Here is a 14,988-nt window from a genome sequence, read left to right as displayed (position 1 = left end):
TAGTTCCCACGCCCGGGCGGGTGGCCGCCGGGATGGGAGGATTCGTCGGACTAATCGATCCAAGAACCGGGTCCGGGGAGATCAAACGGACCCGGCAACTACCGGCCGTTCGCGGTTACGAATCGGCCACAGGGTGGGTGCCTTCGGTACACGTCATCATTGTTGCTCTCATCGCATAAGGAGCCGGCGCAGCGCGGCCGCCGCGTCTCGACTTGGGGTGTTGCCGTCGGTTCGCGCGGCCAATTCTTCAAGCACGGTTTTGGCGGCCGGCGATCCGATTCGTTCGAGGGCCACGACCGCTCGCGCGGCCGATGAACCGGGTTCCGTGCGAAGCCGCTGGGCGATCACCGGTACCATTTCCGAAACGGCCGCCTCGAACGTCGCACGGTGAGCCGCCGCAGGATCGGCGCTGGCAAGATCGCGCCACACTTCGTCCGCACTGCGTGTCGTGTGAACATCGGTCGGAGTGGGGGCGATCCAGATCAGCCCGGTCCCGTCGAACCCGCCCGACGCGATCCGGGTGCCGTCGGGCGAGAACAGCACGGCCAGCGCCCGTCCCTTGTGCCCGCGGTACGCACGCAACTCTTTCCCGCTCGCCAGATCCCACACCCGCAGAGAGCCGTCCTCTGCGGCCGCGGCCAGCAGGCGCCCGTTGGGTGAGAAAGCGAGCGCGTGCAACGAACCCGCTCCCGTCAGTGTGGGCAGTCGGTATCCCTTACCGGTATCCACCTCGGTCACAGTCAGGGCTTGAGAACCGTCCGCGTGCTTCCCGGTCGACGCCAGCCACTGCCCGTCTGCCGACAGCTTGACGACGTGTGCCGAGTTGCTCCGGTACCTGGGGAGCAGAGCCAATGTGCCCCGGTGCGTCCCGGTTTCTGTACCCCACACCTCGACCGCGTTCTTGCCGAACGGGAGCCGGAGGAGCGTTCCGCCGTCGGCCGAGAACTGGAGGGCAGCGGGGTTGGCGTGCGCCGGGATCAATCGGCGCGCCTCCTGTCCGGTCGCCCGGTTCACCAGCGTGACCACAGTCGGGGTGCCCCACGCGATCCACCGCCCGTCCGGAGACGCGGCCCCGTTCGCCGCGCCGGTTTGCCACACGTCGGCCGGGATCGGCACCCGGTCGGCGGCGACACCGCTACCCACGTCCCACGTTGTGGCTCGCAGCGTGCGATCGGCCGGCGTCGGGAACTGGATCACGGTCGGTCCGGTCGCGTCCGGAAATACGACCTCGCGGGCCGCGACTTCGCCCTCATCGTTTCCGGCGAGCGGGGCGGCCGGTACCCCCGAACCGACCGCCCACGATCGCCCCGCAGTCCCGTGCAGCGTGGTGAGCGTACCCCCATCCGGCGAGAACGCTAATGACTGCACCGCGCCGTGGATACGACCGTGCGGCCCGGCCTGGAGCCCGGTCACCACGTCCCAGACCCACACCTGTCCGCCCCGCGCGACCGCAGCAAAGAACCGCCCGTCGCGCGAGAACCGCCAGCCGAAGATGTCGGCCTGCCGGTCAACAATCGCCAGTTCGCTAATTGCTCCGCTCGCACGAACCGCGTTGCCCGTCACCGAATCTCGGACCGTGACTTTGCCGCCAGCCAGTTCCGCGAGTGCGGTCCCGTCCGGGGTCGGTGCGAGGATCGAGTGCAGCCCGCGGTCCGTCCAGTGACCGGTTTCGCGGCCAGTTCCCAGGTCGATGAGTCGCGCCTGTCGGGCGCCCCGTGCGTCGGTGACAACCACGCTGCTACCGACGAACGCGAACCGGCGAATGGGACCGGTCGCGGCCGAAGGAGTCTTCTGCGGTAGGCCGGCCACCAGATCCCACAGCAGCAACCGATAACCATCACCGACACCGTTCGTAACGCGGCCCTCGCCCAACCCGCCCAGCACCTTCCCGTCTGGGCTGAACGCCAACCCGTGAACTACGCTACCGGCAAGGGCTTGGAGTTCCCGACCTGTTGCTGTGTCGAACAGGCGCACGACCTTCGACACCGCATCGCCAACGGCTACGGTTCGGCCGTCCGGAGCGAAGGCCACGCACCTCACGCGCCAACCGGTACCCGCCTTGGGAGCCCACGACCACAACATCGTTGTGGCGGCCGGGTTCGTGACGTTCAGTAGCCGCACCTCGTCCGTTCCACAGACGGCCAAAATTCGACCGTCCGGATTGAGAGACAGTTGGTGACTGCGTACCGGAGCTGCTAGCCGGTGAAGTTCTTTCCCAGTGTCGATGTCCCAGATCGAAACGACCGAGCGGCCGTGGACCGAAGCAACGGTGCGGCCACCGGGTAGGAAGACAACATCCCCCGCTCCGCCCCCCTCCCCTCGCATCCGAAGCGTTCCGATCCGCGCGACCGCCCCATCCGGGAGCGGGTCACCGAGCCGGTCGAGTCGCGGACCGATCGGATTCAGAGTGACAACGGGAGCTTCAATCGCAGGCGAAACTGCGTTCGGAACGGTCGCCCGAGCGGTCAGCCCGGCGCCGACGGCGCCGGCCAGCGCGATCGCGGATAACACGGCCACGTACTTGACCGTGCGCCCCCACCGCATCGACGCGATGACGGTGTCGGCAACGACCGACGAACCACCCACAAACCCGCTCGTCACGGCCTGGACTGTTCGCGTTACCAATCCGGGCGGCATCGCTGAAACCGGTTGGACCATGGCCGTGAACAGCACCGCCAGCCCCGCGGCCGGAACCAGTCCTCGACGCGACAGCCGATCGCGGAGCAGTTCGCACCCCTGCGTGACCCGCCGGCAGATTGTTGGGACCGAGCACCCGAGTGCTTTGGCGGCTTCGGCGTAAGTCTGTTGCTGCAAGTGGCACAGAACGACCGGGCGGCGGTACTTCTCCGGCAACCGGCCGATTTCTTCGTCCAGCGCGGTCACGAGTTCGGGGTCGGCAATGACGGGTGCTGCAACGGCGGGTGTCTCGCCCACGGAAACCTCCCGCCGGCGCTGGTTCTGGCGGTACACGAGTGCGGCCGACCGGCGCGCAACCTGATGAAGCCAGGGGGCGAGCGGTCCCCGACCGGTCAGGCCGTCGGCCTGCTTAGCGAGGGCGAGAAACGTGGCTTGGAAGGCGTCTTCGGCGTCCTGGGAATGGCGCAACGAGCGGCTGCACACGCCCCAAACGAGGGGCGCGAACCGCTCGGTCAGGGCGGCGAACGCCTCCTGATCGCCGGTCGTGGCGTACCGGTGCAGCAACTCGGCTTCCGCCTCGGGGCTCGAGGCGGTCAGCCGAGTGATCCACTCCGTCACGGTCTTGGAAATCGTCCCGGACATCGCAGGGGCCTCCCTCGACCCGTCACCAATCTCTTGCGCAACGTGCGCTATTTTTTCACGAATTCTGAAATCGGGTCGCGGATCGGGCTTCCCCCCAATTGGTGCCGGCCCCTCGCGGCTCTCGGGCGGGAGAGGTGAAAATCGCCGAACATCTTCACTCACAACTGGTTGCGAACCGACGTCACTTCTCCCGCCTCATGATCCGACCACCTCAAAAAGGAGCAAAAGTCATCACGGGCCGGTGCTCCAGTGTATTTCGAGATCAACAGTTTGTTGTGCAGCGCCACCACGCCGAGACAACCCGCTCGCGCCGTTGAGCAGCGAACGCGATCTGCACGAGCAATTCACGTCTCACGTGTTTCCACGATTATCAGTGTTTCAGCGGTGCCGGGGGAAATGCGCGTGTGGATAGGCGAAGGGGTGAATTCCAATGGACTTTGGAACCCGAAGTGTCTCGATTCAACTCTATTCGGTATGAACTTGAGGATTTGTCCGCGTGCCAGAAGGCGGAGCGGCCGACACGATTCCGGGAGCCGGCGTGCCGGCTTCAATGTCGCGATGCAGTGGCAAAACGAATAAGCGGAATCACCCGCGATCACCCGCGGCGCGCGGGGCGCTTCCCCACGGTACCGTACACGTCGGCCACCGCACCGCTCGCCTCGAGCGCGACGTGGAACCGCTGATCGCCTTCCAGACGGTGCAGTGTCAGGTGGTACGCCCGACTCGCCGTTGCGAGGTACGGCCGTTTCGCGAGTGGGGCCGGGGCGCGCAACTGCCCCCACGAACCGTCACCCAAATACGTCACCCCGTACTTGTCCTTCAGTCCGCCCTTCAGCGGGTAGGTGCGCTTGAACGTGTGGTCGTGGTGCTCCAGAACCGCGTCCACGCCGTACTTCTCGAACAGCGGGCACCAGTGCTTTCGGTTCTCGGCCCCGGCCTCGCCCGGGTCACGCGCCGACGGGTACGCAGGAACGTGGTTCGCCGCGAACAGGTGCGGGCACCCGTCCCGCTCGCGGAGTGTCTTCTCCAACCACTCGGCTTGCCCGCCACTAACTGGCGCAATGTGGCCGGAATCGAGCAGCACGAGACTCAAATAATCGCCGAAATCGAGCGTACCAAAGGTCGTGTCGCGGAACAACCCGTCGAACACGCTCAGGAACGCCGGCGCGCCCTCGCGCGTGGCGCCGACCGCGCCGTTCACCTCGTGATTGCCAATGCACGCGACCATCGGGATGAGTCGGCCCGCCGGGTCGATCATCTGCGTGCCGTAGTTCCGCAAGAACGCGAGGAACGCCTCCGGCGCCCGGCCGTTGTCGTAGGCAAGATCCCCGCCCAGGAGAGCGAAGTGCGGCTCCTGCTTGGCGGCGAGGATGTTGGTCGCGACCGCGTGCGGGTTCACCCCGCAATCGCCGCCCGATACGAACGTGATCGCGTCCGTCGCCCGCGCCGGCATCGTGCGGAACCGGTAGACGACCGGCCGGTTCCCGATGCAGAACTGGTACTCGCTGCCCGGTGACAGTCCGGTGATCTCGGCGCGGAACACTCTGAGTCCGGTATTCGGAAACGGCTTCGGCGCAACTCGCGTGACCTGCCACGTTCCCCCGCCGGGAAACGGTGAGTAACTCACAGTCACGTCACCCAGCGACCGGGATTCGATCCACTGGACCGTTACAGTCGTGGTCGGGTCACGCTGCCACGTCAGGAACAGCCCGTCGGGAGCTCCCGGGGGAATCAGGGAAGACGACGGAGATTGGTCCGAAGGATGTGGCACGGGCGCGTGGCCGCTAGAAACGGCCGCGAATCCCGTGAGCGCGGAACCAAAAAACGCGCGGCGGGTGAGGCGCGGCATCACGGCACTCCGGGGCAGCGAACAGTCAAAAAACTACCACACATTCCGTGTCGACGACAGCACTTATGCCACCAAACGAATTGTGTAGATTTTGTGAAACATCGGTGTAGAATTGTCGTATAGTACCATAGTGCCTGTCGCGATATACTGAAAACCGGGACCGTTTAAGGCAACGAGCGCGCGGCAAGTCCTTTTCGGGGCGCGAACTCTCAAAATAAACAGGGCCAATAGGGGTGCAGCGGCAATGGCAACGGTGCAGATGAGTGTGGACCGAAAAATCGGGTCCGTCACGGCAAGTGCCGCGCCCCGCGCGTTGAGTGAATCCGTTGCGGACCAAGTGCTCGCGTGCGCCGCGATCATCGGCGCGTTGAGTGGGGCCGTTTGCGGAACGGTGCTCGGGGCGCGAATCGAGACCGAGTTCCCGATCGCGTGGGGAATGTTCGGCACCATGCTCGGGAGCGGGTTGTTCGCCGGCGGGTGGTGCCGGCTCGCTCGGTTCTGGGCCGGTCACGAGAACCGCGACACGGCCCGCACCTGATCATCACCCCAGTGTCCAGTGCAGGACGAGGTACGTGAGCGCGGATACGGCTGCCGAAATGGGAATGGTGAGCACCCACGCCACGAGCATGTTCTGGGCGACCCCCCAGCGCACGGCCGAGACCCGCTTAGAGGCGCCGACGCCCATGATACTCGACGAAATGACGTGAGTGGTGCTCACCGGGGCCTTCAACCACGTCGCACCCAGGATCACCAGCGACGCCGCGGTTTCGGCCGCGAACCCGTTGATCGGCCGCAGCTTGATGATCCGGTGGCCCATCGTCTTCATGATCCGCCACCCGCCGGACGCGGTCCCTAGGGCCATCGCGGTCGCGCACGCCACGATCACCCAGCCCGGCACGACGAGGTCGGCCGACTGCCCCTGCGAGGCGGCATAGGCCACGAGCGCGAGGGTAATGATCCCCATCGATTTCTGAGCGTCGTTGGACCCGTGGGCGAACGCCATGAACCCGGCCGAAACGAGTTGCAGCACGCGGAAATTGCGGCTCACGGACGCCGGGCGGCTGCGGCGCACGAGCCACAGGAGCAGGACCATCAGCAGGAACCCGCCGAGCAACCCGCACAGCGGCGAAATGACGAGCGCTTTGAGCGTCAGCACGACGCCCTTCGATGTGAGGAGCCCCCACAACGCATCAACGGGGGCCTCGTCGTGGAGCACCCGGTGGCACCACACCGAACCGACCAACCCGCCGATGAGCGCGTGCGACGAACTGGACGGGATACCGAAGTACCACGTGAGCAGGTTCCACACGATCGCGCCGAGCAGCGCCGCCGCGATCACGAGTTGCGTGATCGTTTTCGGGTCGGCGATGTCGCCGCCGATCGTCTTCGCGACGCCGACGCCGATGAACGCCCCGACGAAGTTGCACACCGCCGCGAGCAGCACCGCGGTGCGCCCGGGCAGCACGTTCGTGGAGACGACCGTGGCGACGGCGTTGGCGGTGTCGTGGAAGCCGTTGATGTAGTCGAACACCAGGGCCAGCACCACGACCAGAACGAGGATGGTAAACGCGCTACCCATTCTTGACCACCACCGAACGAATGGCGTCCATCGCGTCGTCACACTGGTCGATGCCCTCTTCGAGGCTGAACAGCATGTCCTTCTGGCGGACCAGTTCGACCGGGTTGATGCCGTTGTCGAAGAGCGCGGCGATGGCCTTGCGGTAAACGGCGTCGGCCTCGTTCTCCAGCGCGTGAACGGCGATGGTCGCGCCCTTCACCGAATCGGGGTTCGCGAACTGGCGCAACCGACGGGCCGCGCCCGCCAGTTCGCGGGCACAGGCCACGGTGAGCCGCACCAGGTGGCGCATCGGGTCGGTGAGCGTGGGGAAGCGGAACAGGGCCGCGAACGCGGCGGTGTGCTCCATCCCGTCCACCACGTTGTCCAGCACTTTGGTCAGCCGGGCCAGGTCTTCGCGATCGATGGGCGTGACGAACGTGCGGTCGATCTCCTCGTAGAGCCGCTGGCACACGTTGTCCGCCTCGGACTCGATGGGCTTGAGCCGCACCGCGATCGCCTCGATCCGGTCGTGGCCGGCGGCGGACTCCAGTTCGGCGAAAACGGCCGCCGTCGCTTCGATCTTGTCGGCCAATTCTTCGAGCAGCGCGAAGAACTGGTCGGGACGCGGGAGTAAGAACCGAACCAACCGGTCGATCAACATGGACGTCTCCGAACCCACGGGAGGTGGGGTGATACTACGGTCCGGCTGGGAATTGGGGAGATGGACACTCTCGAACACCGGGCGCAACTCTCGCCAGAAATCGGGTTTAGTGACACAAGTTGTTTGTTTTAGGGGATACAAAGATGCCCGTTAAAAAGATGCTCGGCGAACTACAAGAACTTCACCGCGATCTGCTGGCGTTCGGAACCGGCGTGGCGGACGCGGTGGCAGAATCGGTCAACGTGCTCCGCGAGCCGCACTCGCACACGTTCATGCCGGAACCGGTGTGGGGCGCGTCGCTGAGCGAACACAATCACCGGGTCGTCGAGCGGTGCCACCGGATCGTGCTCCTCTACCAACCGGTCGCGAGCGATTTCCGGCAAGTAACATCCGTGCTGCACGCGGCTTCCGAACTGGAGCGGATCGGGGCATTGGCCGCCGAGATCGCTGAACACTGGGCAAATTTGGCCGCGCTCTCAACTGTACCAGAGCGCCTGCCCCAAATGGCCGAGTCGGTATCCGGGCTGATTCACGGCGTTCTGGACGCCTACGAGCACCACGAGACCGTTCCAACCCGACGGACGGCACGGACGCTCACGGAAATAGCCGACTGTGCAGAATCGGTAACGGAATGGCTGACCGGCGCCATGAAAGCGGACCCCGCGGCCGTGGAACCGGGCCTGAGCTTGTTTGCCGTCGTTCGGAACCTCCGCGCAATCGCGGACCACGCGACGCGGTTTGCCGAGGCGCTGGCGCTCGTCGAAAACGGGAGTTTCAGCCCGGCCACCCGCACCGCGACGGGCACCGAAACCCCGCGATTGGCAACCGGGAGGCGCTAATGCTCTGCGTCGCGCGCCCAAAGAGAAATGGAGAAAACAGCGCACAGGGCTTCCGCCCTGTGCTACGTCAGACGGCCCCTTGTATGTTTCGTAAACCGAAGAGTGGTGGGGTAGGCCGCACGCCCCTTGGGAGTGAAATCCCGTCCCGGAGCAAGGACCACCCCACGACTCTCGCACCCTCGCAGCCCGAACAGGCGCGTGGACCCCAACCGGATTCGCAAGGCCGGGCCGAACGGGTGCATCGGGGCACCACCATGACGACCGCATGTTTCGTGGGGATCGATGTCTCCAAGGATCATCTCGACCTCCACGCGCGGCCCGACGGATCGGCCGCGCGCTACACCAACGACCCGACCGGTATTGCGGCCCTACTCGCGCGCGTGGGCGAACGGGCGCCCGAGCGCATCGTCCTCGAAGCCACCGGGGGGTTCGAGGGCGCGGTGGCCGCGGCCCTCGCCGCGGCCGGGCACCCCGTGGCCGTCGTCAACCCGCGCCAGGTACGGGACTTCGCCCGGGCCACCGGCAAGTTCGCCAAGACCGACGCCATCGACGCCGCGGTACTGGCCCATTTCGCCGAGGCCATCCGACCCGAGGTCCGGGCGCTCCCCGGTGCCGAGGCCGTGGCCCTCGCGGGTCTCGTGGACCGGCGCCGCCAGCTGTTGGAGATGCGCACCGCGGAGGCCAACCGCCTGGCCCTGGCGACCGCGCGCGTGGCGACGAGCGTGCGGGCCCACATCGCGTGGCTCTCGAAGCAACTGGACCAGGTCGACAAGGAACTGGCCGAGCTCATTGAAGCGCGTCCGGTGTGGCGCGCCAAGGACGACCTGCTCCAAGGGGTTCCGGGCATCGGACCGGTCGTGAGCCGGGTGCTGGTGAGCGAGCTCCCGGAGCTGGGAACGCTCTCGAACAAGCGGATCGCGTCGCTCGTGGGCGTGGCCCCGATGAGCCGCGACAGTGGCCGGATGTCGGGCACCCGTTCGATCGCCGGCGGGCGCGCGGGCGTTCGGAGCGGCCTGTACATGGCGATCCTCTCGGCCGTGCGGTACAACGAGCCGATCCGCGCGTTCTATCAGAAGCGGCGAAAGGCGGGTAAAGCGATCAAGGTCGCGCAGGTGGCGGCGATGCGCAAGCTCCTCGTCATCCTTAATGCCATGATCCGCGACAACAAACCGTGGACCCCGAACGTCGCCACCGCCTAATCGCGTGTTTTTCCCTTGACCTTCAACACAGGCGCTCCGGGGCGAAGACGAATACCCTCAATGTCTTTCACGCCGCGGAGCGGCCGGCGTTTGTAGCACAGGGCGGAAGCCCTGTGCGATCCTCGTGTTACTGCCCGGCCTTTTTCACGTCCGCGTTACTCAACAAATACTTCTGCCGCTGCTCCGCGAAGGCCCGGATGTTCATCCCCTGCCCGCCCGGACCGCGCCCCCCCGGACCGCCCGGACCACCTCCGGCCGTGGGAGCCGTATCGTCGGTGTTCCGTTTGAACGCCTCGAACGAATCGAGCTTCCGCGAATCGATTTCCACTTCCTTCTCGATCTGTTTGCGGAACCCGGCCACGACCGGACCAAGTTTCTTCCAATCGAGCGATTCTTCGGCGATCTTCTTCACGTTCGCCAGGTACTTCGCCTTGAACGCGGGCACCGCGAGCAACTTGCTCCGGAGCGGCTTGCTGGCGTCGGTCAGCCCGACGAGCGGATCGAGTTCGACCCCACCACCCGCGCGCCCGCCACCCATTCCGCCGCCCGGTCCACCGGGACCGCCGAACCCACCGCCCGGGCCACCTCCACCGGGACCACCGAACCCGCCACCCGGTCCGCCGGCCGCGGCGCGATCCTTCATCTCCTTGAACGTCTTGCGCTGGTCGTCGGTCAGCAACTTTTCGATTTGCTCGTCCACACTCTTCTGTACCTCGGCCAGTTTCTTCTTTTGCTCCTCGGTGAGTTGGAGCGTGTCCTGCGCCGGCGGCGGGAGGATCACGCCGGGGGGCGGCATACGGAAGACCATGCCGCCCCCCGGACCGCCCATGCCGGGACCGCCTGCGGGACGGAACGCTTCGTTCATGTCGTGCGGGACGATGTGGAACTTGCCCTTATCGTCGAGGCAAATGCTGTAATCGCTGGACCGAATCCAGTAGCCGTCGCAGTTGATGAGCGCGTTGTCCAGCGCGAGGAACCACAGCACGCCCTCGACATCCAGGATCGGCTTGAGGGCCTCTTCGAGCTTGTCCGCGGGCGTCTGGTTCAGCACCTTGCACAGATTAATGAGCGCCTTCCACGCGGCCTCGTTCTCGTTCCCCTTCATCTCGAAGACGCGCTTGTACGCGGCCGCGTCCTCGCCGAAGTATTCCAGCCCGCCGCGCCCGCCGGGGCTGCCGCGGACCTTCCAGCGCGTGCCCTTCGTGCTCTTGTAGTTCTCGCTGAGGAACGCCTTGTCGAACTGCTGCACGCTGCCGTAAATGCCCCAGCTCTCGCCGTTGACAACGACCTTCACGAAGTTCGCCTTCGGCGTCGGGATGTACTGCCCCGCGATGTGCGAGTACAGCACCGTGCTCATCATCGTCGGGTCTTCGTGACTGTTGAGCAGGTTCAGCGTCTTGGCGCCGTAGATCCGCTGCTTGCTGTCGGCCGTGTCAAAGGACAGGTTCAGCGACCGCTTCGAGCCGGCCCCGACCCCCATGTACGACGACATCCCGCGGAAGTGGACGCCGACGTTCGCGTACTTCTTGCCGTCCACGGTGACGGTCGCGGGCACGTCCACGTCGGTGCCGTGGAAGTCCTGAAGTTCCGCTTCCCAGTCCGAGTTCTCGAACTCCAGGAAGATCGTGCGGAGCACGGTGGGGTCATAGAGCTTCGCGTCCGGGAAGTTCTTGACCTCGCCCGGCGCGACCTTCGGTCCGGGCTTTCCGGCCTCCCCGCGCCCGAACCCGCCCTTCGGCCCACCGAACCGGCCCCCGCCGCCCTGTTTCGCGGCCTCGCGCGCCGGCTTGCGCTCCTCGGCGTTCAGCCAGCCGTCTTTATTTTTGTCGAACTCGGAGAGGATCTTCCGCTCCCCGCCACCCGGGGGGCCACCGAACCCGCCCTTCCCGCCCTTGTCGGGTTGAGTGAACCCGCTCGGCGCGCAGAGCGCCACCAGCGCCGCGGCGAGGCACGCCGCGGGCAACGCGAATAATCGTCGGTGCATCGTGGACCTTTCGTGATGACATGCGAGCGGCACGTTCCGCTCCGCGTTACAACCCGATCTCGTGACCAATCTGTTTCAACGACGAACTCGGTTCATCCGCACGCAGTGGCGTTCGCGGTCTTTGCGGGTGCGAGCCCGGCCGCGTGTACGAACGTGCGGTACTTGGAAACGGGCGTGGGGGTGAGCCCCAGGTCCGCCACAATGCCCTTAAACAGCGCGGGCATCGCGGTACGGAACTTGAACTCGGCCACGACCCGGTCCACGAGCGCCGGGACCGGCCCCACGGCCTCGAGCTTCCACTCGCCCGCCAGCACCCCGCGGATGTTGCGGTCGAAGGTCAGGCGCACGGTTCCGCCGTCCGCCGTGCCCAGGTACGCGACGCGCTCGTAGGCCACGCGGCACACGGGCCGGAGCTGCTTCTGAAGGAGCTGGCTGTGGAACCACTCCCCGGCCCACTCGCCATTAAGAACTGGGGCCGCGAGGTCCGGTACCTCGGTCGCACTGATGCGCACCCGGTGCTTGCGCACCTTGTCCCCGTTCTTGGTCTTGCGCTCGACGAACACGGGACCGGTTAGGCCGTAGCGCCGGACCCGGAACTTATCGCGATCGTACCCCTCGGTCCGGTAGAACACGTCGAAGTTCGGGGTGTCCGTGTACACGCTCGTCGTGATGTACGCATTGCCCAGGGCCGGGTCCGCGAACGAATCGAGGGCCAGTTTCCCCGTTACCCGGGAGACGATCTCGGCGACCTGCTCCTCGGTCAGCAGGAACTTCACCTCGTAGGCGGTGGCGGCCTCGGCTTCCGCACCGAGGCCGAAAAGCGAAGGTGATTGCAACGAACTCGCCGCACCCGCAGCGCCGAAAGTCGAATCCGTCGCCTCCGCCATCCTCACTTCTCCTTCACCCGTTCTTTACGAACGAGCATTGATGTTGAAACGGACTCGGGGTCCGGTCGGAGACAGCACCCGAAAACTCTTCGCCGCTGGTAGGAATTTACCGCGCTCGGGAGTGGTCGGGGGAGAGGCGGCTTCGCTTCGACAATCAGGTATTCGTCGAGCATACTCGATTCACATCCCGGGTCCACCGCACTCCGGGTTCAATTTCATTTCGCTTTCATTCCTGACCCGGGACTGTACGTCGTTGGCCAAGAGCTGCCCACCGCCGCTCACCGCGTTGCCACTCAAACATTCACCATTTCTTCATTGTTCCTTTATGATGATGGCCTGCACTCCCTCGCTGCCGCAACCCGAATTTCCGTTCCGAGGTCACGTCATGAGCAGGCGGTTCTGGCCCGCAAGTGCGATCGTGGTCGCGATACCCGCGTTGTTCTGGGCGCCGGTGCCCGCATTCGCCGCGCCCGATGTGCCGAAGAAGGCGCCCGCGGGCGCGGACGTGTTCGGTCACGACAAGGTCTGGCAGTTCCAACTCACACTCACCGCGGACGAGTACCAGGCCATGCAGCCGGCCCAGGGCGGGTTCGGGTTTCCCGGGGGCGGCTTCCCCGGCGGGCCGATGCCCCCGCCAAAAGTGGAACCAAAGCCCGGCGAGCCGAAGCGCGAAACGCACCGCAGCGCGTTCAACGTCGAGTTCCCACTGGCGGTCGCAGCGCTCACGGCCGACGGCCGAACCATCGAGAAGGTCGGGCTGCGGTACAAGGGGAACTCCACCTACCTGTCGACCAGTCGCAACCTCAAGCGCTCACTCAAGGTGGACCTCGACAAGCACAGCGACGCGGCCCGCTTCCACGGGCTGAAGGCGCTCAACCTGCACTGCGGGGTCATGGACCCGACGAAGACCCGCGAGGCACTCGCGTACTCGATCTATCGCACCGCCGGCGTGCCCGCACCGCGGACCGCGTTCGCGGAAGTGACCCTCAGCGTGCCGGGCAAGTACGACAAGGAGCTCGTCGGCATGTACACCCTCGTCGAGGGCGTGGACAAAAATTTCTTGAAGCAGCACTACAAGACCGACAAGGGTTTGTTAATGAAGCCCGAGCGCGTTCGCGGGCTGGACTACCTCGGTGAGGATTGGGCGCGCTATAAGGACAACTACCAACCCAAACGCGACGCGACGAAGGACGAGACCAAGCGCGTGATCGACTTCACCAAACTGGTGAACCAGGGGGCGGACGCGGAGTTCAACAAGGAGATCGCGAACTACCTCGATGTGGGCGCGTTCCTCAAGTACATGGCCGTCACCGCGATCATCTCCAACCTCGATAGTTTCTTCACGCTCGGGCACAACTACTGTCTGTACCTGCACCCGGAAACGAACAAGTTCCACTTCGTCCCGTGGGACGTTGATCTCGCGCTCGGGAACTTCGCGTTCCTAGGCACCGCCGATCAGCAGATGGACCTGAGCCTCACCAAGCCCTACGGCGGGCCGTCGCGCCTCGCGGACCGGCTCATGGCGAACAAGGCGTTCGCGGACCGGTACCAGCAAATTCTCCGGGAAGTCGTCCCCGTCTGCTTCGATAAGGACAAGCTCCTGAAGGAAATTGCGGTGATCGAGAAAACGGTGAAGCCGCTCATCGAAAAGGAAACGAAGGCCGTGGCCGCGCGGAAGGAGAACGCGGGCGGGTTCGGCCCCCCGGGTGGCTTCGGCCCGCCCGGAGGAATGGGCTTCGGCGCGCCTCCGCCGGACCTGAACAAGTTCGTCGAGAAGCGCGCGGAGTCGATCGCGGCACAGCTCGCGGGCAAGAGCAAGGGGTACACGCCCAACGGGTTCGGCTTCGGCCCCCCGGGTGGAATGCCGCCGGGCGGGTTCCAGCGCCCGCTCCCGGGCGACGTGCTCCCGCCGAACGTGCAAAACACGCTTCAAATGACCGAGCAGCAGAAGAAAGACCTGTCCGAGCTACAAAACAAGGTGAACGCGGAACTGGACAAGATCCTGACGCCCGATCAGCGCGCCCAACTCAAGCGCTTGCGCGAAAGCCCGGGCGGAATGGGCTGGTTCGGCCCGCCGATGCCCCCGCGCCCCTGAGCTGAAACCGCGTCGATCTGGTGCGGGGCGAAGAGTAACATCAAGGCGGAAGTCACGAGCTGGCGGAAACGCGGATGCTGTCGTCGCTGTTGCTCCCGATCCTTCGCGCGCGATTTGCGGGCCGCGGTTTGGTCGAGAGCGCGTCTCCCGACCCGTGCGCCTTTTTCCCCGGCACGCACCCGGGCATCCGCGGGCTGTCGGTCTACGACGACGAGCACGAACTGACAGTGTGCGTTGATGATCTAACGCACGGTCACCTTGCCGAGTACGACGACGCAGTGCCGGAGGCCGAGCGGGATCGGCGAGTCGTGGAGCGGGTCGTTGATTTCCTGGACGACGTGTTCGCCGACCGCGTGATCGTGTGGGGCCAGTACAATATTGGAGGCGGGTGGTATCGCATCGACTCGGGTGGATCGAGAGAGCACTCCGGCATCCCCGAGTTTGTGTGGTCGGGTCCGTGGGTGCAAATGAGCCCCGACCCAGGCGATCCCCCGAACCGGCCCACGTAGCCGGCCCCGCTGCCGCTGCACAACGGCAACCCAGCCGACTTCACTTCGCGAACGACCACCTGCATAACGGAGATCGTTACGCCGTTCACCGCGCAATCGGCCTTGTGGACGGAACCGCTCGTTGTTCA

The 14,988-nt window shown here is 65.6% G+C and carries 11 protein-coding genes; 5 read left to right on the top strand and 6 right to left on the bottom strand.

The window, feature by feature from the left end:
* Positions 1-168 precede the first annotated feature (168 nt).
* Together J8F10_RS02480 and J8F10_RS02475 are read right to left on the bottom strand one after the other, a co-directional pair.
* Complete coding sequence (locus tag J8F10_RS02480; protein WP_210652308.1) at positions 169-3,279, bottom strand: sigma-70 family RNA polymerase sigma factor; 3,111 nt, start codon at positions 3,277-3,279, stop codon at positions 169-171.
* A gap of 595 nt (positions 3,280-3,874) precedes the next feature.
* Positions 3,875-5,128 (bottom strand): purple acid phosphatase family protein, encoded by a 1,254-nt coding sequence (locus J8F10_RS02475; RefSeq protein ID WP_210652307.1) that lies wholly within the window; start codon positions 5,126-5,128, stop codon positions 3,875-3,877.
* Positions 5,129-5,372: 244 nt separating this feature from the next.
* Here J8F10_RS02475 and J8F10_RS02470 point away from each other — a divergent pair, with 244 nt between their 5' ends.
* A complete protein-coding gene (locus tag J8F10_RS02470) occupies positions 5,373-5,666 on the top strand; it encodes a hypothetical protein (RefSeq protein WP_210652306.1) in 294 nt (97 codons plus the stop codon).
* Positions 5,667-5,669: 3 nt separating this feature from the next.
* On the opposite strand, the gene J8F10_RS02465 is transcribed toward J8F10_RS02470, so the two are convergent.
* Together J8F10_RS02465 and J8F10_RS02460 are read right to left on the bottom strand one after the other, a co-directional pair.
* Positions 5,670-6,707 (bottom strand): inorganic phosphate transporter, encoded by a 1,038-nt coding sequence (locus J8F10_RS02465; protein WP_210652305.1) that lies wholly within the window; start codon positions 6,705-6,707, stop codon positions 5,670-5,672.
* Positions 6,700-7,347 carry a DUF47 domain-containing protein gene (locus J8F10_RS02460; RefSeq protein WP_210652304.1) on the bottom strand — a complete coding sequence of 216 codons (648 nt, stop codon included), beginning with the start codon at positions 7,345-7,347 and terminating at the stop codon, positions 6,700-6,702. Before J8F10_RS02460 ends, J8F10_RS02465 begins: the two co-directional genes overlap by 8 nt.
* Positions 7,348-7,490: 143 nt before the next feature.
* Here J8F10_RS02460 and J8F10_RS02455 point away from each other — a divergent pair, with 143 nt between their 5' ends.
* Positions 7,491-8,186, top strand: a complete 696-nt coding sequence (locus J8F10_RS02455; protein ID WP_210652303.1) for a phosphate signaling complex PhoU family protein — start codon at positions 7,491-7,493, stop codon at positions 8,184-8,186.
* A gap of 254 nt (positions 8,187-8,440) precedes the next feature.
* Entirely contained in the window at positions 8,441-9,385 is a 945-nt protein-coding gene (locus tag J8F10_RS02450; RefSeq protein WP_210652302.1) for an IS110 family transposase, read from the top strand.
* A 127-nt stretch (positions 9,386-9,512) separates the two neighbouring features.
* On the opposite strand, the gene J8F10_RS02445 is transcribed toward J8F10_RS02450, so the two are convergent.
* Positions 9,513-11,369 (bottom strand): CotH kinase family protein, encoded by a 1,857-nt coding sequence (locus J8F10_RS02445; RefSeq protein WP_210652301.1) that lies wholly within the window; start codon positions 11,367-11,369, stop codon positions 9,513-9,515.
* 92 nt (positions 11,370-11,461) lie between these two features.
* On the bottom strand, positions 11,462-12,256 hold the full coding sequence (locus J8F10_RS02440) for a polyphosphate polymerase domain-containing protein (protein ID WP_210652300.1): 795 nt from the start codon (positions 12,254-12,256) through the stop codon (positions 11,462-11,464).
* Positions 12,257-12,641: 385 nt separating this feature from the next.
* Here J8F10_RS02440 and J8F10_RS02435 point away from each other — a divergent pair, with 385 nt between their 5' ends.
* Complete coding sequence (locus J8F10_RS02435; RefSeq protein ID WP_210652299.1) at positions 12,642-14,351, top strand: CotH kinase family protein; 1,710 nt, start codon at positions 12,642-12,644, stop codon at positions 14,349-14,351.
* Between the two features lie 74 nt (positions 14,352-14,425).
* A complete protein-coding gene (locus tag J8F10_RS02430) occupies positions 14,426-14,860 on the top strand; it encodes a hypothetical protein (RefSeq protein WP_210652298.1) in 435 nt (144 codons plus the stop codon).
* Positions 14,861-14,988: the final 128 nt, after the last annotated feature.

This window comes from Gemmata palustris, assembly GCF_017939745.1.
GTDB classification, from domain to species: Bacteria; Planctomycetota; Planctomycetia; order Gemmatales; family Gemmataceae; genus Gemmata; species Gemmata palustris.
The sequence above is the reverse complement of the archived record's forward strand: the minus strand, read 5'-3'. Positions and strand labels throughout refer to the sequence as shown.

What these genes read in the sequence shown, in the direction of transcription:
- J8F10_RS02460 (WP_210652304.1), bottom strand. Translation starts at nt 7,347, where the DNA reads ATGTTGATCGACCGGTTGGTTCGGTTCTTACTCCCGCGTCCCGACCAG.
- J8F10_RS02480 (WP_210652308.1), bottom strand. Translation starts at nt 3,279, where the DNA reads ATGTCCGGGACGATTTCCAAGACCGTGACGGAGTGGATCACTCGGCTG.
- J8F10_RS02455 (WP_210652303.1), top strand. Translation starts at nt 7,491, where the DNA reads ATGCCCGTTAAAAAGATGCTCGGCGAACTACAAGAACTTCACCGCGAT.
- J8F10_RS02430 (WP_210652298.1), top strand. Translation starts at nt 14,426, where the DNA reads ATGCTGTCGTCGCTGTTGCTCCCGATCCTTCGCGCGCGATTTGCGGGC.
- J8F10_RS02440 (WP_210652300.1), bottom strand. Translation starts at nt 12,256, where the DNA reads ATGGCGGAGGCGACGGATTCGACTTTCGGCGCTGCGGGTGCGGCGAGT.
- J8F10_RS02445 (WP_210652301.1), bottom strand. Translation starts at nt 11,369, where the DNA reads ATGCACCGACGATTATTCGCGTTGCCCGCGGCGTGCCTCGCCGCGGCG.
- J8F10_RS02470 (WP_210652306.1), top strand. Translation starts at nt 5,373, where the DNA reads ATGGCAACGGTGCAGATGAGTGTGGACCGAAAAATCGGGTCCGTCACG.
- J8F10_RS02465 (WP_210652305.1), bottom strand. Translation starts at nt 6,707, where the DNA reads ATGGGTAGCGCGTTTACCATCCTCGTTCTGGTCGTGGTGCTGGCCCTG.
- J8F10_RS02435 (WP_210652299.1), top strand. Translation starts at nt 12,642, where the DNA reads ATGAGCAGGCGGTTCTGGCCCGCAAGTGCGATCGTGGTCGCGATACCC.
- J8F10_RS02475 (WP_210652307.1), bottom strand. Translation starts at nt 5,128, where the DNA reads ATGCCGCGCCTCACCCGCCGCGCGTTTTTTGGTTCCGCGCTCACGGGA.
- J8F10_RS02450 (WP_210652302.1), top strand. Translation starts at nt 8,441, where the DNA reads ATGACGACCGCATGTTTCGTGGGGATCGATGTCTCCAAGGATCATCTC.